The 17,701-nt window shown below is 71.6% G+C and carries 15 protein-coding genes and 1 pseudogene; 11 read left to right on the forward strand and 5 right to left on the reverse strand.

The window, feature by feature from the left end; genetic code table 11:
• Window positions 1–38: 38 nt before the first annotated feature.
• The gene (locus KBX50_RS33485; RefSeq protein ID WP_210933538.1) at window positions 39–1,694 is read left to right on the forward strand and encodes a CDP-glycerol glycerophosphotransferase family protein; all 1,656 of its coding nucleotides are present in this window, start codon (window positions 39–41) and stop codon (window positions 1,692–1,694) included.
• Between the two features lie 107 nt (window positions 1,695–1,801).
• Here KBX50_RS33485 and KBX50_RS00185 read toward each other — a convergent pair.
• A pseudogene (locus tag KBX50_RS00185) lies at window positions 1,802–2,413 on the reverse strand (histidine phosphatase family protein).
• A gap of 308 nt (window positions 2,414–2,721) precedes the next feature.
• On the opposite strand from KBX50_RS00185, the gene KBX50_RS00190 reads away from it, so the two are divergent.
• Entirely contained in the window at window positions 2,722–2,916 is a 195-nt protein-coding gene (locus KBX50_RS00190; RefSeq protein WP_210933539.1) for a CsbD family protein, read from the forward strand.
• Window positions 2,917–3,019: 103 nt separating this feature from the next.
• On the opposite strand, the gene KBX50_RS00195 is transcribed toward KBX50_RS00190, so the two are convergent.
• Window positions 3,020–4,423 carry a KamA family radical SAM protein gene (locus tag KBX50_RS00195; RefSeq protein ID WP_210933541.1) on the reverse strand — a complete coding sequence of 468 codons (1,404 nt, stop codon included), beginning with the start codon at window positions 4,421–4,423 and terminating at the stop codon, window positions 3,020–3,022.
• Between the two features lie 93 nt (window positions 4,424–4,516).
• Here KBX50_RS00195 and KBX50_RS00200 point away from each other — a divergent pair, with 93 nt between their 5' ends.
• The 9 genes from KBX50_RS00200 (at window position 4,517) to KBX50_RS00240 (ending at window position 15,089) form a co-directional block, all read left to right on the forward strand.
• Window positions 4,517–5,626 (forward strand): zinc-binding alcohol dehydrogenase, encoded by a 1,110-nt coding sequence (locus tag KBX50_RS00200; RefSeq protein ID WP_210933543.1) that lies wholly within the window; start codon window positions 4,517–4,519, stop codon window positions 5,624–5,626.
• 4 nt (window positions 5,627–5,630) lie between these two features.
• Window positions 5,631–7,199: an amidohydrolase gene (locus KBX50_RS00205; RefSeq protein ID WP_210933544.1), complete on the forward strand. Its 1,569-nt coding sequence runs from the start codon at window positions 5,631–5,633 to the stop codon at window positions 7,197–7,199.
• Complete coding sequence (locus tag KBX50_RS00210; protein ID WP_210933545.1) at window positions 7,196–8,800, forward strand: lysine 5,6-aminomutase subunit alpha; 1,605 nt, start codon at window positions 7,196–7,198, stop codon at window positions 8,798–8,800. The genes KBX50_RS00205 and KBX50_RS00210 overlap by 4 nt, the downstream gene beginning before the upstream one ends.
• On the forward strand, window positions 8,797–9,552 hold the full coding sequence (locus tag KBX50_RS00215; protein ID WP_210933546.1) for an OAM dimerization domain-containing protein: 756 nt from the start codon (window positions 8,797–8,799) through the stop codon (window positions 9,550–9,552). Before KBX50_RS00210 ends, KBX50_RS00215 begins: the two co-directional genes overlap by 4 nt.
• A complete protein-coding gene (locus tag KBX50_RS00220) occupies window positions 9,549–9,941 on the forward strand; it encodes a hotdog domain-containing protein (protein ID WP_210933547.1) in 393 nt (130 codons plus the stop codon). The genes KBX50_RS00215 and KBX50_RS00220 overlap by 4 nt, the downstream gene beginning before the upstream one ends.
• Complete coding sequence (locus KBX50_RS00225) at window positions 9,938–11,269, forward strand: glutamate mutase L (protein WP_210933548.1); 1,332 nt, start codon at window positions 9,938–9,940, stop codon at window positions 11,267–11,269. Before KBX50_RS00220 ends, KBX50_RS00225 begins: the two co-directional genes overlap by 4 nt.
• A gap of 668 nt (window positions 11,270–11,937) precedes the next feature.
• On the forward strand, window positions 11,938–13,575 hold the full coding sequence (gene lnt, locus KBX50_RS00230) for an apolipoprotein N-acyltransferase (protein ID WP_374224561.1): 1,638 nt from the start codon (window positions 11,938–11,940) through the stop codon (window positions 13,573–13,575).
• Between the two features lie 41 nt (window positions 13,576–13,616).
• Window positions 13,617–14,396, forward strand: coding sequence for a polyprenol monophosphomannose synthase (locus KBX50_RS00235; protein ID WP_210934334.1), 780 nt, complete (start codon window positions 13,617–13,619; stop codon window positions 14,394–14,396).
• A 135-nt stretch (window positions 14,397–14,531) separates the two neighbouring features.
• Window positions 14,532–15,089: an FxsA family protein gene (locus tag KBX50_RS00240; protein WP_210933549.1), complete on the forward strand. Its 558-nt coding sequence runs from the start codon at window positions 14,532–14,534 to the stop codon at window positions 15,087–15,089.
• A 54-nt stretch (window positions 15,090–15,143) separates the two neighbouring features.
• On the opposite strand, the gene KBX50_RS00245 is transcribed toward KBX50_RS00240, so the two are convergent.
• From KBX50_RS00245 to KBX50_RS00255, 3 genes are all read right to left on the reverse strand, one after another.
• Window positions 15,144–15,485 (reverse strand): RNA polymerase-binding protein RbpA, encoded by a 342-nt coding sequence (locus KBX50_RS00245; protein ID WP_046564157.1) that lies wholly within the window; start codon window positions 15,483–15,485, stop codon window positions 15,144–15,146.
• 274 nt (window positions 15,486–15,759) lie between these two features.
• On the reverse strand, window positions 15,760–16,353 hold the full coding sequence (locus KBX50_RS00250; RefSeq protein WP_210933550.1) for a pyridoxamine 5'-phosphate oxidase family protein: 594 nt from the start codon (window positions 16,351–16,353) through the stop codon (window positions 15,760–15,762).
• Window positions 16,354–16,492: 139 nt separating this feature from the next.
• Complete coding sequence (locus KBX50_RS00255) at window positions 16,493–17,650, reverse strand: hypothetical protein (protein WP_210933553.1); 1,158 nt, start codon at window positions 17,648–17,650, stop codon at window positions 16,493–16,495.
• Window positions 17,651–17,701: the final 51 nt, after the last annotated feature.

Consider the following 17,701-nt stretch of genomic DNA (forward strand, 5'->3'; position numbering starts at 1 on the left):
CGACTGCGGCTCCGAACACGTCCCGACTAGGGGCATGGGTGGCGTCGAAGACGGGAGGGCGCATCACCTCCACGGCGATCGACGTGTCGGCGCTCGCCGCGCTGCTGCTGGCGGCGGTGGGCGGTTCCCGGCTCTGGGCGTTGCCGCCGGCCGTGCTGGCGGCCGGGTTGCTGGCCTGGACGTGGCGCGCGGGAGCGGTGTCCACCTCGAAGGGCGCCGTACCGCGCGTCCTGCTGCTGGCCAGCGCGTACCTGCTCGGCGCGGTGCACGGCGGCGTCGATCCCGTGCTCGCCGTCGGCGTGGCCCTGGCCGGCTTGGCGGTGCTCAGCGAGACACCGATGGGGTTCATCTCCCGTGCCGCGTACCCGGTGACGGCGAATCTGCCGGGGATCGGCGCGCGGCCCTACCGGCGTCCGAACACGAGCCGCGCGGTGCTGGTCAACGGTGCCGCGGTGCTGGTGGCGCTCGTCTGCGCCTTCGTCGGCAGCCTCGGGGTGATCGCCGCGGCGGTGTCGGCGGTCGCGCTCGGCCTGTCGCTGTTCACCATGTGGCAGGGGCTGGGCCGGGTTCGGGCGCGGCGGACCAGTGAGCAGAACCTCACCAAGGCGTTGACCGCCTACGAACCGGCGTTCGTGGTGCACTGGACCGCACCGGCCGGCACCGCGTACCAGATCGCGATGTGGCTGCCCTACCTGGAGCGTCTCGGTCGCAAATTCTTCGTGCTGGTGCGCGGTGAGGCCAACTTCAACGAGGTGGCGGCGCTGACCAAGGCCCCGGTGGTGCTGCGCACCGCCCTGGAGGACATGGACGCCGTGGTCACCCCGTCCATGCGGGCCGCCTTCTACGTGAACACCGCGACGAAGAACAACCACCTCCTGCGGTACACGAACCTGACGCACATCCAGCTCAACCACGGCGACAGCGACAAGGTGCCGAGTCACAACCCGGTCTTCCGGATGTACGACAAGAACTTCGTCGCCGGCCAGGCCGCGATCGACCGCTTCGCGGCCAACGGCGTGAAAATGCCGATCGAGATGTTCAGCGTCGTCGGGCGACCCCAGGTGGAGAACGTGGCGGTGGCGGCCAAGCCGATCGCCTCGATCGCCAATCCCCGGGTGCTCTACGCGCCGACCTGGGCGGGTTTCTACGCCGACTCCAACTACTCGTCACTGCACGTCGGTTACGACATCGTCAAGGCGCTGGTCGAGCGCGGTTGCAGCATCGTCTTCCGGCCGCACCCGTACAGCAACCGGAATCCGGCGCTGGGCCGTGAGTGTGAGCGGATCCAGGCGCTGCTGGCCGAGGACCGCAAGGCCAACGGGCGGCCGCACGTGTTCGGCAAGCAGGCCGAGGTGAAGATGTCGGTGATGGACTGCTTCAACGCGTCGGACGCGATGGTGTCGGACGTGTCGAGTGTGGTGGCCGACTACCTGTACTCGGAGAAGCCCTTCGCCATGGTGGCCGTCTCGACGCCGGCGGACACGTTCACCGACGAGTTCCCGCTGGGGCGGGCCAGCTACGTCATCGACGCCCACAGCGGCCGGGTCAAGGGGCTCGACGCGATCCTCGACGATTTCCTCGGCGCCGACCCGCTGGCCTCCACCCGACAGGACATCAAGAAGTACTACCTCGGCGACATCCCGCCGGAGCGCTACGCCCAGCATTTCCTGGACGAGGCGTCACGCTACCTCTGAGTTCGACTGCGGTTGCCGTACCGGCTCCGGCCTGGCCTCGCGCCGGCCGGAGCCGGTGCTGTTCGGGCACCGCTCCGGCCTGCTTGCCGGAGCGGCAATCCGACGGGTCAGTGCCGACCGGTTGACCCGGCGGCCGGCTCGGCCGGCTGGGTGACGGGTTGGTTCCAGCGGAGGATCACCCGCCGGCCGTGTTCGTGGCCGAGCAGGCTGAGGGTGGCGGTGTCCAGGCGGAGCAGCCCGCCCGCGGACGGTGGCAGGCCGACCCACCGGGCACCCAGCACGCGTAACGCGTGCGCGTGTCCGACCAACGCGACGGGGCCTCGGTCGAGCAGGGGGTGCAGCCGGGCGAGCAGCCGGTCCAGGCGTTCTCCCACCTCGCTGGGCGACTCGCCGCCCGGGCATCCGTCGGTCCAGACGCTCTACCCGGGCCGTTCGTCCTGAATTTCCGCGGTGGTGCGGCCCTCGTAGTCGCCGTAGTTCCATTCGGCGAGGTCGTCGTCGGAGCCGCTGACGGCCAGTCCGGCCAGCTGCGCGGTGCGCAGCGCCCGGATCCGTGGGCTGGTCAGCACCGCGACGAACCGCCGCCCGGCGAGGACCGGCCCGAGCGCGCGGGCCTGCCGCTCACCGTCGGGCGTGAGATTGAGATCGGTGTACGAGGTGTGGCGGCGGCTCGCGCTCCACGTGGTCTCGCCGTGCCGGACGAGCAGGATGTCGTTCATGCCGTCGCACCCCGCCGCTGCCCGGCCCGGAAAGAGCGCACCGCGTCGACCGGGTGGATTCGTTGGCCCATGCCCCCCAGTCAACCAGGACACCCGGTCCGATGCCGGGCGGCGACGGGATCGCCCCTGACCAGCCGGCACCGTGGATCCGACCAGGTTCCACCATACCCCTAGTGTCCTAGGACGGCTTAGCGGATGTGCCAGCCACCACTGGGCTGGCCAGGCCGTTTCAGGCCACAACACCGGGGGACACCACAGAGAGCGGAGCGATCTGCTCCGCTCTACCGCCGAACAGGCAGGGAGGCGACATGAGCTTCACCGACAAGGCGAAGAACAAGGTCGAGGAACTGAGCGGTGCCGCCAGGGAGCGGATCGGCGACATGGCAGACAACGAGCGCATGCGGGCCGAGGGCGCCAGCCAGCAGAGCGATGCTCGCGCCCGTCAGGCCGGTGAGAACGTCAAGGAGGCCGGGCGCAACGCGAAGGACGCTTTCAACAAGTGATCGCTCGGTACGGAAGCGGGCCGCCGGAATGATCCGGCGGCCCGCTTCGCGGTGTGGCGCGGGTCGGCGGAGGAGGTGCCGCCCGGCCGGGAGCTGAGCTGGTTCAGTCGTCGCGGTGGACGCGCCACCACTGCTGACCGGCCTCCGGGAGGGTGTCGATCGGGTCGTAGTAGGCGTAGCGCTTGCTCAGTGCCTCCAGGTCGGCGGATTCGATGGAGGTGCGGTAGTTCTTCGTCCAGTAGGAGATGCCGCGCTCCCGGTCGTACTCGGTGACCATGTGCACCCAGCGCTTTCCGACGAAGGGCACGTCGCAGACGATCCGTGGGGTGGCGTACCCGGGCAGGTAGCCCATGATGTCGTGCTGGAGCTGCTGGGCGTGCCAGACCGGCACCCGCCAGTGCTCGGCGTTGGGGATCATGTCGCACATGTAGAAGTAGTAGGGCAGGATGCCCGCCTCGCCCTGTAGTGCGAAGCAGAGGTCGAGCAGGTCGGTGCTTGTCGCGTTGACTCCGCGCATGAGCACGCCCTGGTTGCGTACGTCGCGGACGCCGATGTCGAGGGCGGTCTGGGCGGCCCGGGCGACCAGCGGGGTCAGCGACTGGGCGTGGTTGACGTGGGTGTGGATGGCGAGGTTGACGCCGCGGCGGGCGGCGGTGCGGGCGACCCGTTCCAGGCCCTCGACGACGTCGGGTTGCAGCCAGTGCTGGGGCAGGCCCATGAGGGCCTTGGTGGCGAGCCGGATGTCGCGGATGGTTTCGATCTCCAGCAGGCGCATCAGGTACGACTCAAGGTTGCGCCAGGGCACGTTGGCCACGTCACCGCCGGAGACCACGACGTCGCGTACGCCGGGGTGGGCGCGGAGGTAGCTGATGTGGGCGTCGTAGCGGTCCACGGGCTTCAGGCTGAGCTTGAGCTTGTCCACCGTGGGGGTGGAGTTGCCGACCAGGTCCATGCGGGTGCAGTGCCCGCAGTACTGCGGGCAGGTGGAGAGCAGTTCGGCGAGGACCTTTGTGGGGTAGCGGTGGGTGAGGCCCTCGGCGACCCACATGTCGTGTTCGTGCAGGGAGTCGCGGGTGGCGTAGGGGTGGGACGGCCAGTCGGTGCGTCGGTCGGAGGCGACGGGGATCATGTAGCGCCGGATCGGGTCGGCGAGCAGCGCGTCGGTGGTGGGTGGGCCGTGCGGCGCCATGGTGTTGATCATTTGTGGGGTCACCAGCATGGACATGGTGGCCAGGGCGCGCTGGTCGGCTTCGAGGTCGGCGTAGAAGGTGTCGTCGACGGTGTCGCCGAGCACGGTGCGCAGCTGCTTGATGTTCTTGACGCAGTTGACGCGTTGCCACTGGGCGCTTTCCCACTGGTCGCGGGTGACGTCACGCCAGCCGGGGAAGCGGGTCCAGTCGGGTTCGACGAGTGGTCTGCGGCGGTATTCGTAGGGCTGGCCGCTGAGGGTGGTGGGGGCCGGCGGGGGTGCCGGGATGGTCTGCACCGGCGGTCGGGTCTGGGTCACGGCCCCTCCTCTGGTCTGCCTGGATGATCGGCGAACCGAAGGCTACTGGAAAAATTTCGGTTGAGAAATTATTCTGCCGTAAGTTTTCCCGCCATGCGAGTCCAAGGCGAAGCTTCAGGCGGTCAGACAGGGGAGGTTGGCGTGACGTCACCGGTGGGTCTGCATCGCGTCCTGGAGCCCGGGGGCGTGTTGCCGCAGGCGGCCTGGCGGCTCGACACGCGTCCGGAGATCGCGCCGAACGAGGTGCGGATCCGGGTGGAGCGGCTGAACCTAGACGCGGCGAGTTTCCGGCAGCTGTCCGTCAAGCACGACGGGGACGGCGACGCGATCCGGGCCGAGGTGCTCGACATCATCGCGACCCGGGGAAAGATGCAGAACCCGGTGACCGGGTCGGGCGGCATGCTGATCGGCACGGTCGAGGAGGCGGGTCGACGTTCGCCGTTGGGGCTCAAGGCGGGCGAGCGGGTGGCCACGCTGGTGTCGCTGACGTTGACTCCGCTGGTGGTGACCGACGGGTTGGCCGGCTGGGATGGCCGGAGCGAGCAGGTGCCGTGTGCGGGGTGGGCGATTCTGTTCGCCCGGTCGGTCGCGGCGGTGCTGCCGGGGGATCTGGATCCGCAGCTGTCTCTGGCGGTTTTGGACGTGTGCGGCGCGCCGGCGTTGACGTCGCGGGTGGTGTCCCGGTACGTGACCGAGCGGGCGGTCGAGGGGGATGCCCGACCGGTGACGGTGGCGGTGGTCGGCGGCGCGGGCAAGAGCGGTTCGTTGGCGCTGGCGGCGGCGCGGCGGGCGGGCGCGGGCCGTACGGTCGGGGTGGTTCCGGTGGTCGCGGAGCGCGACGCGCTGGTGGCGGCGGGTCTGGCCGATGCGGTGGTGTTGGCCGACGCCCGTGATCCGGTGGCGTTGTCGACGGCGGTGACCTCGGCGCTCGGGGTGCCGGCGGACGTGACGGTGGTGTGCGTGGACGTGCCGGGTTGTGAGCACGGTGCGGTGTTGGCGACCGCGGACGGCGGCACGGTGATCTTTTTCTCGATGGCGACGAGCTTCGCGGCGGCGGCGTTGGGCGCGGAGGGTCTGGCGGCGGACGTGACGATGCTGGTCGGCAACGGGTACGTGCCGGGGCACGCGGAGTTGGCGTTGGGTCTGCTGCGGGGTGAGCCGGGGGTGCGTGGGCTGTTCGAGGCTCGGCTGGCGGCAGACTGAGCTCATGACGAACAACCCCTCGACGTTGTACCGCGCTGGTGTGTTGCACTGCCCGGCGGATCCGTCCGCGACGGCGTTGCTGGTCCGTGACGGGCGGATCGTGTGGCTGGGTTCGGATGCCGACGCTCCGTCGGCGGACCGGGTGGTGGAGCTGGACGGTGCGTTGGTGACGCCGGCTTTCGTGGACGCGCACGTGCATGTCAGCGACACGGGTCTGGTGTTGTCTGGGCTGGATCTGTCCGGTGCGCGGTCGGCCGGTGAGTTGTTGGACGCGGTGTCGGCGTACGCGGCGGGGCTGCCGGCGGACGCGGTGGTGCTGGGTCACGGGTGGGACGAGTCGACGTGGGCGGTGGCGCAGCCGCCGTCGGCGGCGCAGTTGGGGCGGGCGGCCGATGGTCGGCGGGTGTACCTGTCGCAGGCGTCGATTCATTCGGCGTTGGTGTCGGAGGCGTTGTTGGCGGCGTGTCCGGAGGCGGTGGCGGCCCCGGGGTACGACGAGTCGGGTTGGCTGCGTCGGGACGCGCATCATGTGGTGCGGGCGGTGGCGCGGGCGTCGGTGACGCGGGCGCAGCGGGTGGCGGCGCAGCGGGTGGCGTTGGGGCATGCGGCGTCGGTGGGGATCGCGGCGGTGCACGAGTGTGGTGGGCCGGAGATTTCCGACGAGGAGGATTTCACCGGCCTGTTGGCTGTTTCCGGGGCGGGGGTGCCGGAGGTGTACGGGTACTGGGGTGAGTTGGGTGGTGCGGCTCGGGCGCGGGAGTTGGGTGCGGTCGGTGCCGGTGGTGATCTGTTCGCCGATGGTGCGTTGGGTTCACGGACGGCGCATCTGTCGCAGCCGTATGTCGATGGTGACGGGTGTGGTCACGGTTATCTGAGCGCGGATCAGGTTCGTGATCATTTGTTGGATTGTGCGGCGCACGGGATGCAGGGCGGGTTCCATGCGATCGGTGACGCGGCGGTGTCGACGGTGCTGGAGGGTTTCGCGGGGGCGGCGCGGCGGTTGGGTACGGATCGGTTGCGGGCGGCGCGGCATCGGGTGGAGCACGCGGAGATCGTGGATCGGCGGTTGATCGCCGGGTTCGTGGAGTTCGGGGTGGTGGCGTCGATGCAGCCGGCGTTCGACCGGTTGTGGGGTGGCGCGGGCCGGATGTACGAGTCGCGGTTGGGGTTGGCGCGGTCGTTGGCGTCGAATCCGATGGGTGCGATGCACGGGGTCGGGGTGGCGTTGGCGTTCGGGTCGGATTCGCCGGTGACGCCGTTGGATCCGTGGGGTTCGGTGCGGGCGGCGGTGGCGCATCACAACCCGGTGCAGCGGATGAGTGTGCGGGCGGCGTTCGCGGCGCATACGCGGGGTGGTTGGCGGGCGGTGCATCTGGACAACGAGGGAGTTCTGGCGTTGGGTGCGCCGGCGACGTTCGCGGTGTGGTCCACGCCGGGTGGGGTGGAGCGGGGGTTGCCGGTGTTGCAGGCCGCGGATCCGGAGGCGCGTGGCGCGGGTGATCCGACGCCGTTGCCGGTGTGCCGGCGCACGGTGCTGCGCGGTGAGGTGATCTATGAGGAAGGGTCCGCGTGACGGGGAAGCTTGATCTGGATCCGGTGCTGGTGGCGCGGGCGCGGGAGTTGGCGCGGCGGGCCGGGCGGCCGGTGGTGGAGTTGGCGCGTAGCCACACCACGGTGTCGGTGGAGCGGGCGGTGTTGCGGCTGGCCGGGGTGGTCGGCGCGGATCCGGACGGTATTCCGTGGGTGAACCGGCTGGTGGATGCGGTGGTGGCGGATGTCGGGTTGGGTTCCGGGGTGGCGTTGCCGGTGTTCGACGCGTTGCTGCGGGAGCAGACCACTGATGTGACGTTGCTGGCGCAGAAGGCGGCGGCGGGGTCGGTGCGGTTCCAGGTGCCGTCCGGTCGGGCGGCGACGGCGGCACGGCGGGCCGCCCGTAAGGCGGTGGCGGCGGGGGTCCGGCGGATCGATCGGCGGCGGGCCGAGCGGGACCGGCTGGTGAAGCGGTACGGGGATCCGAGGCAGCGGCCGTGGATCTATCTGATCGTGGCGACGGGGGACATCTACGAGGACATTCCGCAGGCGCAGGCGGCGGCGCGGGCCGGGGCGGATGTGATCGCGGTGATCCGGTCGACGGGGCAGTCGTTGCTGGACTATGTGCCGGAGGGGGCGACCCGGGAGGGGTTCGCGGGCACGTACGCGACGCAGGAGAACTTCCGGTTGATGCGGGCGGCGTTGGACGAGTCGTCGAAGGAGTTGGGTCGGTATGTGCGGCTGACGAATTACGCGTCGGGGTTGTGCATGCCGGAGATGGCGACGCTCGCGGGTCTGGAGCGGTTGGACATGATGCTCAACGATTCGATGTACGGGATTCTGTTCCGGGACATCAATCCGGTGCGGACGTTCGTGGATCAGCGGTTTTCGCGGCAGGTGCACGCACGGGCGGGCATCGTCATCAACACCGGTGAGGACAACTACCTGACCACTGCGGATGCGGTGGACGAGGCGCACACGGTGACGGTGTCGCAGTTGCTGAACGAGTATTTCGCGCATGAGGCGGGGCTGGCGGACTGGCAGTTGGGGTTGGGGCACGCTTTTGAGATCAACCCGGATGTGCCGGAGTCGTTTCGCTTGGAGTTGGCGCACGCGTTGCTGGCGCGGGAGTTGTTTCCGGATGCGCCGTTGAAGTGGATGCCGCCGACGAAGCACATGACCGGGGACGTGTTCCGGGGGAATCTGCTGGACGGGTTCTTCAATCTGGTGGGCACCATGACGGGGCAGGGCATCCTGCTGGTGGGGATGATGACGGAGGCGGTGGTGACGCCGTGGTTGTCGGATCGGGACATCGCCCTGCAGAACGTGCGGTACGTGCTCGGGGCGGCGGGTGGGTTGCACGAGGATTTCGTGCCGGCGCCGGGTGGGTTCATCCAGCAGCGCGCCCATCGGGTGCTGGCCGAGGCGGTGGAGTTGTTGGAGCGGGTCGGTGCGCAGTCGTTGTTGACGGCGATCGCCGAGGGGACGTTCGGGATCATGAAGCGGCCGGCGGATCGGGGTAAGGGTCTGGACGGGGTGGCGCGGCATGAGGCGGGTTACTACAACCCGGTCACGGAGATCCTGGAGCAGCCGGGTGTGGGCGGTCGGGTGCCGTTGTCGCGGTCCGAGGAGGTCCGGCCGTGAGCGAGCAGAAGATCGTTCGGCCGTACGGGGACACCACCGGTGACGGCATGGTGCAGGTGTCGTTCACGTTGCCGGTGCCGCATGACAAGCGGGCCGAGGGTGCGGCGGTGCAGTTGGCGAACAAGATGGGCATGGACCCGGCGTTGCTGGTGCACGCGAAGCCGATCGGTGACGGGTTCACCTTCTTCGTGGTGTACGGGCGGGTGAACCATCTGGTGGACCTGTCGGCGGTGCGGGTGGTGGAGCGGGATTTTCCGTTGCTGGGCGCCAAGGAGGTCAACGCGGTCGTCAAGCGGCGGTTGCGGCGGAAGTTGTCGGTGGTGGGGGCGTGTATCGGCACGGACGCGCACACGGTGGGCATCGACGCGATTCTCAATGTGAAGGGGATCGCGGGGGAGAAGGGTCTGGAGTATTACCGGGAGTTGTCGGTGACGAACCTGGGTGCGCAGGTGAGTGTGCCGGAGTTGGTGGAGGCGGCGCGGGTGGCGCGGGCCGATGCGGTGCTGGTGTCGCAGGTGGTGACGCAGCGGGATGCGCATCTGCACAACACGCGGGAGATGTCGGCGGCGTTCCGGGAGGCGATGCCGGTGGGGCGGCGGCCGTTGTTGATTGTGGGTGGGCCTCGTTTCGACGAGTCGCAGGCCGCTGAGCTGGGGGTGGATCGGATCTTCGGTCGGGGTACGACTCCGGGTGAGGTGGCGTCCTACCTGGTCCACGCGTTGATCACGGGTAGGAAGGCGACGGTGGCATGACTGACCGGCGGTTGGGTGTGACGGTGACGCATCGGCGTTATGTGCCGTACGCGCACGCGCACTACGCGGGTGATCTCGTCGACGGGGCGTACGCGTTGGGTCTGTTCGGGGATGCGGCCACCGAGGTGTGTATCCGGACCGACGGGGACGAGGGGTTGTTCGCGTCGTACTCGGATGTGCAGTTCAGGGCGCCGATGCGGGCCGGTGACGTGCTGGAGGTGGTGGCGACGGTGACCCGGGTGGGTACCCGGAGCCGGACCATCGACTTCGAGGCGCGGGTGGTGTGTCGGGGTCGGCCGGATCGGGGTTCGTCGGCGGCGGAGGTGTTGGCGGAGCCGTTGGTGGCGGTGACGGCGACCGGCACGGTGGTCGTGCCTGCCGCGGTGTGAACGTCGCGGTCTGCGCCGACGTCGGTTCGACGTACACGAAGGTGGCGGTGGTCGATCTCGACGGTGGTGGGCTGGTGTCGGCGGCGGCGGCGCCGACCACGGTGGGGTCGGATGTGCTGCGCGGCCTGGACGCGGCGGTGGGTGCGGCCACGGTCGGGCTCGGGTCGGGTGAGGCGCCGTGGCTGGTGTGTTCGTCGGCGGGCGGCGGGTTGCGGCTGGCGGTGATCGGCTACGAGCCGTTGGTGACCGCGCAGGCGGGTCGGCGGGTCGGCCTGTCGGCGGGGGCGGACGTGGTGCATGTGGCGGCCGGGCGGCTGGGTCGGGCGGAGTTGACGGCGTTGCGGGCGGCCCGCCCGGACGTGGTGCTGCTGGTGGGGGGCACCGACGGCGGCGACGCGGAGACGCTCACGCACAACGCGACGCGGTTGGCGCGGGCCCGGTGGCGGGTGCCGGTGGTGTTGGCGGGCAACGTCGATGTCCGTGCCGATCTGTACGGGTTGTTGGCCGGGGCGGGGGTGCCGGTGACGGTGGCCGACAATGTGCTGCCCCGCATCGGGGTGTTGGCGCCGTTGTCGGCGCGGTCGGCGATCCGGCAGGTGTTCCTGCGGCATGTGATCGGCGGTAAGGGGTTGTCGCGGGGTGGCCGGTTCGCCCGGTTGGTGCGGGCGGCGACGCCGGATGCGGTGCTGTCGGGGGTGGAGGTGCTGGCCGACGTGGCCGGCGGTGATCTGGTGGTGGTCGACGTGGGTGGCGCGACGACGGACGTGTATTCGGTGCTCACGCCGGATGAGCGGGCCAGTGGGCCGGGCCGGGAGGTGGCCGGTGAGCTGTGGCGGGCTCGGACGGTCGAGGGGGACCTGGGGGTGCGGTGGAGCGCCCCGGGGGTGGTGCGGGCGGCCGTCGAGGAACGTCTGCTCGCGGCGGGGGCGGTCGACGGGTTGGCGGCCGAGGCCGCGGTGCGGGCCGCCGATCCCGGGTTCCTGCCGGGTGACGCGGCTGGGCGGGCCGTCGATGCGCGGATCGCGGCGTTGGCGGCGACGGTGGCGTTGCGTCGGCATGCCCGTGGGGTGGGTACCGGTGAGCGGGCCGGCCGGGATCTGCGGGACGTGCGACTGCTGGTCGGTTCGGGTGGGGTGTTGCGGCATGCCCCGGCCACCGACGGGGCCGGGGTGTTGGAGGCGGTGTTGACCGACCATGCCGGTGGGTGGGCGTTGCCGCGGGCGGCCCGGCCGGTGGTGGACACCGACTATGTGCTGGCGGCGGCCGGGTTGCTCGCCGAGGAGCACCCGGTGGCGGCTCGGGGGCTGGTGCGGTCGTTGCTCGTTTGACCAGGGTGGACGGCGGTGGTCGTGGGGGTCGGCGTGCGGTGGTTCGGGTTTGCCGTCGCGGTGGTGCCGCCGCGACACGCCGGGGCGGGTGCGACGACTCGTCGGGGGTGGGTTGACAAGGCCGGGGGTGGGCCACGTACCGTCTTTGAGTCCTACCACGGGAAGCGGCTGTTGTTCGCTTCGTCCCTTCGTCCGCTGGCCGAGCGACATGGTGCATGTTCAGTCGCGGCGGCCAGGTCCAGCGGGCGGGGGTCGGCGGGGCGGCGCGAACCGGCCGCGGTTACCGGTGTACGGGCAGGATGGGGTGCACGGCCAGTAGACAACGGTCAGGCGGGGACAGCCAGTCATCGTCGGGTCGGTCCGAAGGTCGGCGTGCCACATTCCGCCGCACCGGCCGGGAGGGGCCTGGGAGCATCGGGGCGCGGCATATGCCGCGCCCCGACTTCGTATCTGGTTCAGGTGCCGACCCACGTCGAGGCGCTCACCGCGCGGGCCTGGCCCCGCCGCCGCGAGGGATCCGGACGGCCGCGAGGTGGTCCATCACGACGCGGTGCTGCTGACCCGCCGCCGCTGACGGGCACCCTACGACCGGGGCAGGGGGTCGGGTCGTCAGCGGACGATCATGGCGGGCGGGTAGCCTTCGGCGCGTGATCGCGCCCGACCCGCCCGTGACGACCGTGGACCGTACCGCCGGGTCCGACCCTCCGCCACCTGCCTCGGCGGCGGCCGGCCCGGTGCGCCTGCCGGTGGCCGTCGCCATGGCGGTGGCCGCTGGCCTGGCGTTGCTGCTGGCGTTTCCCCCGTACGGGTGGTGGCCGCTGGCGCCGGTCGGGGTGGCCCTGTTGGCCGCCGCGACCCACCGGCGGCGGCTGCGGGCCGGTGCCGGTCTGGGCTTCCTGACCGGTCTGACCCTGTTCGCCCCGTTGCTGGCGTGGACGAACCTGCACACCGGCTACCTGCCGTGGGTGCTGCTGTCGTTGTTGCAGGCCGGCTACCTGGCGGTGCTGGGGATGGCCACGGCGTGGGTGTCGCCGCTGGCCGACCGGTTCCCGGCGGCGTGGCCGGCGCTGACCGGCGTGCTGTGGGTGGGGCAGGAGGCGCTGCGCGACCGGACGCCGTTCGGCGGGTTCCCGTGGGGGCGGCTGGCGTTCGGTCAGGACGAGTCGCCGCTGCTGCGGCTGGCCGCGCTCGGTGGTGCGCCGCTGGTGACGTTCGCGGTGGCGCTGGCCGGTGGGTTGCTGGTCGCCGGGGCGTGGTGGACGGCACGGGCCCGCCACGGCACCGGTGGCCCCCGCTGGTGGGCGCCCGCGGCCGGGTGCGCCGCGGCGGTGCTGCTGCTGCTCGCCGGTGGGCTGGCGGTGCCGGTGGCCACCACCCGTGACACGGCGAGTGTGACGGTGGCGATCGTGCAGGGCAACGTGCCACGGCTCGGGTTGGATTTCAACGCGCAACGGCAGGCTGTGCTCGACAACCACGTCGATGCGACCATCGCCCTGGCCGGCGAGGTCACCGCCGGCACCCGGCCCCGACCGGATCTGGTGGTGTGGCCGGAGAACTCCAGCGACATCGACCCGCTGCGCAACGCGTCGGCCGGGGCGCGGATCTCCGCCGCCGCGGACGCCGTCGGGGTGCCGATCCTGGTCGGCGCCGTGCTGTTCGGGCCGGAACGGGGGCAGGTGCGCAACGCGGGACTGCTGTGGCGTCCGGGCAGCGGACCCGACCTGGAGCAGCTGTACATCAAACGGCACCCGGTGCCGTTCGCCGAGTACGTGCCGCTGCGTCGGATCGCCCGGATGGTCAGCGACCAGGTCGACCGGGTACGGGCCGACTTCGTGGCCGGCACCGAGGCGGGGGTGGTCGACAGCGGGCCGGTGGTGCTCGGCGACGTGATCTGCTTCGAGGTCGCCTACGACGGGCTGGTCCGCGACACCGTCGTCGGTGGGGCGCAGCTGCTGGTGGTGCAGACCAACAACGCCACGTTCGACGAGGCCGAGGCGCGTCAGCAGTTGGCGATGGTGCGGCTGCGGGCCGTCGAGCACGGGCGTGCGGCGTTGATGGCGTCCACGGTCGGGGTGTCCGGGTTCGTCGCCCCGGACGGGCGGGTAAGCGACGCCACCGGGTTCAACACCCGCGCGGTCGTGGTGCGGCAGCTGCGGCTGACCGAGGGACGCACGCTGGCCACCCGGGTCGGGGTGCTGCCTGAGATGGTGCTGGCCGGGCTGGCGGTGGCCGCGTTGGCCGGCGCGGCGGTGCTGCGGCGTCGGCGGGACGGCCGACCCGTGCCGGGGGCCGCCCACCCGGGGTGAAGGGGGCAGCGGTGGTACGCGGAACCGAGATCCGTCCGGTGATGACCGGGGTGCCCGGCGTGGGTCGGGTGTTGGTGGTCATCCCCACCTACGACGAGGCCGACAACGTGACCGCGATCGTGCGGCGGGTCCGCGAGGTCGCGCCGCAGGTGGAGATCCTCATCGCCGACGACAACAGTCCGGACGGCACGGGCGACATCGCCGAGGGACTCGCCCGCGCCGACCGGCGGGTGCACGTGCTGCACCGGGAGGGCAAGCAGGGGCTCGGCGCGGCGTACCTGGCGGGGTTCGCGTGGGCGCGGCGGCGTGGCTTCGACGCGGTGGTGGAGATGGACGCCGACGGTTCCCACGCCCCGGAGGACCTGCCGGCGTTGCTGGGCGCGGCCCGCGACGCCGACGTGGTGATCGGATCGCGGTGGACCCGGGGCGCCCGGGTGGTGAACTGGCCGTTGCGGCGGCTGCTGCTGTCGCGGTGCGGGAACCTGTACGCGCGACTGGCGTTGGGGATGCCGGTCGCCGACGCCACTGGTGGCTACCGGGTCTACCGGGCCGGGGTGCTGGATGCCCTGGACCTGGATTCGGTGTGCTCGCAGGGCTATTCGTTCCAGGTGGAGTTGTCCCGGCTGGCCCACCGTGCGGGTGCGCGGATCGTGGAGGTGCCGATCACGTTCGCCGAGCGGGAACGCGGCGCCAGCAAGATGAGCCCGTTGATCGTCGTGGAGGCGCTGTGGCGGATCACCGGCTGGGCGGTCCGCGACCGGCGTACGGCGGTGCGGCGTGGGCTGCACGCGGCCACGGCTGGACAGGCGCGGTGGCCCTGAGCGCGACTCGGCTCGCTCCGGGCGGGCCTCCTCGAACCCGCGCTGAGCGGCGGCGTGTCATGCTGGACGAACGGGACGGCTGCGCCGCCGGGGCGGGGCCGACACGACGAGGCGCCGTGAGGCGGTTGGGATGATATGCGCCGAGCACTGAGGTTCGTACCGTTGGCTCTGCTGGTGTCCGTGGCCGTGGAAATCGCCGTGTTCGTGGTGGTGGGTCGGACGCTCGGGTTCGGTGCGGCGACGCTGCTGGTGTTCGCGGCCTCGCTGCTGGGTCTGGTGTTGCTGCGCCGGGAGGGCGTGCGGGCGTGGCGGGGTTTCCGGGAGGCGGCGCAGTCGGGTCGGCCGCCCGGTCGGCAGGTGACCGACGGGCTGGTGGGACTGCTCGGTGCGTTGCTGCTGGCGACTCCGGGGCTGGTCAGTGGCCTGGTGGGGTTGCTGTTGCTGGTGCCGCCGGTGCGCCGGTTGGCCCGGGGTGGGGTGCAGCGGGCCGCTGAGCGTCGAGTGTCCTCGATGACCGCTGGTGACCTGTTCGGTCCCCGTCGGGTGCGGGTGTACCGGGGTGGGCCGCAGCAGCCGGGGCAGGCTCCGCCGTCACAGGGCCCGACGACGCCACCGCCGCAGACCTCCGCTACCGGGACGCGTCCGGCGGTGGCGGGCGAGGCCATCGAGGGTGAGATCGTGGAACCGCGCTGACGTACGCGAAACGGCGCCCCCGGGAGTTCCGGGGGCGCCGTTGACGTGAACGGGTCAGGCGCGACCGCGACGGGTGCGAACCTCCTGCAGCCGTTCGGCCAGGATGTCCTCAAGTTCGGCGATCGAACGTCGCTCCAGCAGCATGTCCCAGTGGGTGCGCGGCGGCTTGGCCTTCTTCTGCTCGGGCTCGCTGCCGTCGACCAGTCGGGCCACGCTGCCGTCGAACTTGCACTCCCAGGTGGTCGGCACCTCGGCGTCAACGGCGAACGGCACCTCGAACTGGTGACCCTTGGCGCACAGGTACTCGCGGGTCTGCCGCGGCGCGAGCTCCGTGTTGCGGTCGGATTCGTAGCTGACCGCGCCCAGCCGGCTTCCGCGCAGCATACGCTCGCCCATGATCGACTTCCCCTCTTCGGTGGTGCAGGTCCTATCGGTGTAACGGTCCGTCTCCGCCGGGCCATTCCCGCTTCCCGCGCCTCGACATCCCTGTACACCCGGGTGCGCAGTCCAGGGTAGCCGGCCATGACGTACGCCCGGCGGGGGTCGTCCCGGCCGGGTCGTCTCGGCGGACCGTCACCGCCAGCGGGAATGGTAACCGGCCGAGGTCGTCGCCCGGCGACGCGGTGGTTCGACGCGCCGAGCGGGCACCCGTTGGTGTGGAGCAGCCCGGTCAGCCGGCCCGCGGTGTCGGTGGCAGCGGCAACGGCAGTCCCGGCAGGCCGTCGATGCTGGTGGCGATGTCGTCCTTGCCGGCGAAATAGGCGTCGAGCGACGTGTCGTCCTCCCGGGCGAAACGGCGGCCGTGCAGGTCCCGGTCGGTGTCGTAGGTCATCAGTGGCACCGCGTAGCCGCAGGTGTCGCGGATCAGCCGGGCGTGCACCACGATGATCGCCCGGAGGCCGTGCTGGGTGACGTCGATGTCGGGGAAGTGCGCCAGCAGGTCGGGGAAGCGGGGGTCGTCACGGAACACCGGCTCGCCCCGGCCGTGTACCCGCACGATGTTGGGCGGGCCGGTGAAGGCGCACCACATCAGCGTGATCCGGCCGTTCTCCCGCAGGTGGGCGATGGTCTCGGCGTTGCTGCCGGCGAAGTCCAGATAGGCCACCGTCTGGGTGTCGAGCACCGCGAGGCAGCCGCGCAGGCCCTTCGGGGAGAGGTTGACGGTGCCGTCGCCGGCCAGCGGGGCGGTGGCGGTGAAGAACATCGGCTGCGCCTCGATGAACTCCCGCAACCGCCCCTCGATGCGCTCATGCGTCTTACCCATACCGCCATCCTCCCCCACCCACGCCCGCCGCCCGTCGCCCGCACCCGCCGATCATGCAGCTATGGCAGTCGATTTGTCTGGATAGGGCGTTTCCTGCGGTGCCACAACTGCATGATCGGCAACCGGTGGGAGGGGTGGGTCAGGGGGTGGTGCGGGTGAGGGCGGTGGCCAGGTCGGCGACCTTCGCGGCCAGCTGCGCCACCCGCTCGCGGGCATCGTCGCGGTCTGCCTCGGTGGCGCGTAGGCGTACCGTCAGCTCGCTGATCTGACGCTCGGCGGCGTTGAGCGTCGCCCGCACGCCGGCCAGTTCCTCGCCCAACCGGTCGGCGCGGCCGGCGAGCGCGGCCTGCTGCTCACCGGCCTGCCGGGCCTGCGTCCGGGCCCGCTCGCGGTCGTCCTCGGCCTGCGCCCGCGCCTGCTCCGCCCGTTCGGCCTCGGCCCGGGCGGCGACCAATTCCGCCCGGGCCTGCTCGGCCTCGGCGCCAGCCCGGGCAGCCTCCGCCCGGGCCTGCTCGGTGTCCAGTCGGGCCTGCTCGGCTGCGGCTCGGGTCTGGTGCAACTCGGCCCGCAGCCGGTCGGCCTCGGCCTGCGCGGTGGCGGTGGCGGTGGCGGCCCGCTCCGCCTCGGTACGGGCGGCGTCACGTTCGGCGACCAGGTCACCGTTGCGGCGACGCTCGGCGGTCAGGTCGGCGCGCACCGAGGTCACCTGGGCGCGGGCGGCGTCCCGATCCGCCTCGGCCTGTGCCCGCAACGCCTGCGCGGCGGCGGCCTCCCGCCGCGCCTCGTCCCGGGCGGTCTGCGCATCCTGCGCCCGCTGGGCGGCCGATTCCGCCTGCTCGGTCGCGCGGGCGGCCTCGTCGCGGGCGGCGTCACGTTCGGCGGTCGCCGCCCGAGCCTGCCGACGTTGCCGCTCGGCGTGGGCCGTCGCGTCCTCGGCGGCCCGCAGCGCCTCGTCGCGCTCACCCTGCGCCGCCGCGATCTCCCCGGCGGTCTCCGCACGTAGCTGCGACAGCTGCCGCTGCACCCCGGCCGGGGACAATTCGGCGTGCAGCGCCTCGGTCAGGGTGTCCACGATCTGGTCGAGCCGGTCCACCGCCTCCCAGGTCCGGGCCACCTGCCCGGGCAGACCCGGGGCGTTGCGGTGCCGCATACGGCTGTTCCGGGAGGCCCGCTGGCAGGCACCGTCGTTGTCCCGGCAGTACCGGAACGGGCGGCCGGCACCGACCCGCTGCGGCACGTCACGCCCACAGTGGGCGCAGGGGCGGGTGTCGGCGGCGGAAGTCGACTGAACGTCCATCGAACGGGCAGTCTAGTGCGGTGTCCAGCGCCGCCGACCAGGCGCGGCGAC

Origin of the sequence: Micromonospora sp. C51, from assembly GCF_018070435.1 — a bacterium.
Lineage (GTDB): Bacteria > Actinomycetota > Actinomycetes > Mycobacteriales > Micromonosporaceae > Micromonospora > Micromonospora sediminimaris.

Coding starts and splice junctions, on each gene's coding strand:
- KBX50_RS00190 (WP_210933539.1), top strand. CDS start 2,722: ATGAGCTTCACCGACAAGGCGAAGAACAAGGTCGAGGAACTGAGCGGT.
- KBX50_RS00200 (WP_210933543.1), top strand. CDS start 4,517: ATGCGAGTCCAAGGCGAAGCTTCAGGCGGTCAGACAGGGGAGGTTGGC.
- KBX50_RS00205 (WP_210933544.1), top strand. CDS start 5,631: ATGACGAACAACCCCTCGACGTTGTACCGCGCTGGTGTGTTGCACTGC.
- KBX50_RS00220 (WP_210933547.1), top strand. CDS start 9,549: ATGACTGACCGGCGGTTGGGTGTGACGGTGACGCATCGGCGTTATGTG.
- KBX50_RS00235 (WP_210934334.1), top strand. CDS start 13,617: ATGACCGGGGTGCCCGGCGTGGGTCGGGTGTTGGTGGTCATCCCCACC.
- KBX50_RS00240 (WP_210933549.1), top strand. CDS start 14,532: ATGCGCCGAGCACTGAGGTTCGTACCGTTGGCTCTGCTGGTGTCCGTG.
- KBX50_RS00245 (WP_046564157.1), bottom strand. CDS start 15,485: ATGGGCGAGCGTATGCTGCGCGGAAGCCGGCTGGGCGCGGTCAGCTAC.
- KBX50_RS00250 (WP_210933550.1), bottom strand. CDS start 16,353: ATGGGTAAGACGCATGAGCGCATCGAGGGGCGGTTGCGGGAGTTCATC.
- KBX50_RS00255 (WP_210933553.1), bottom strand. CDS start 17,650: ATGGACGTTCAGTCGACTTCCGCCGCCGACACCCGCCCCTGCGCCCAC.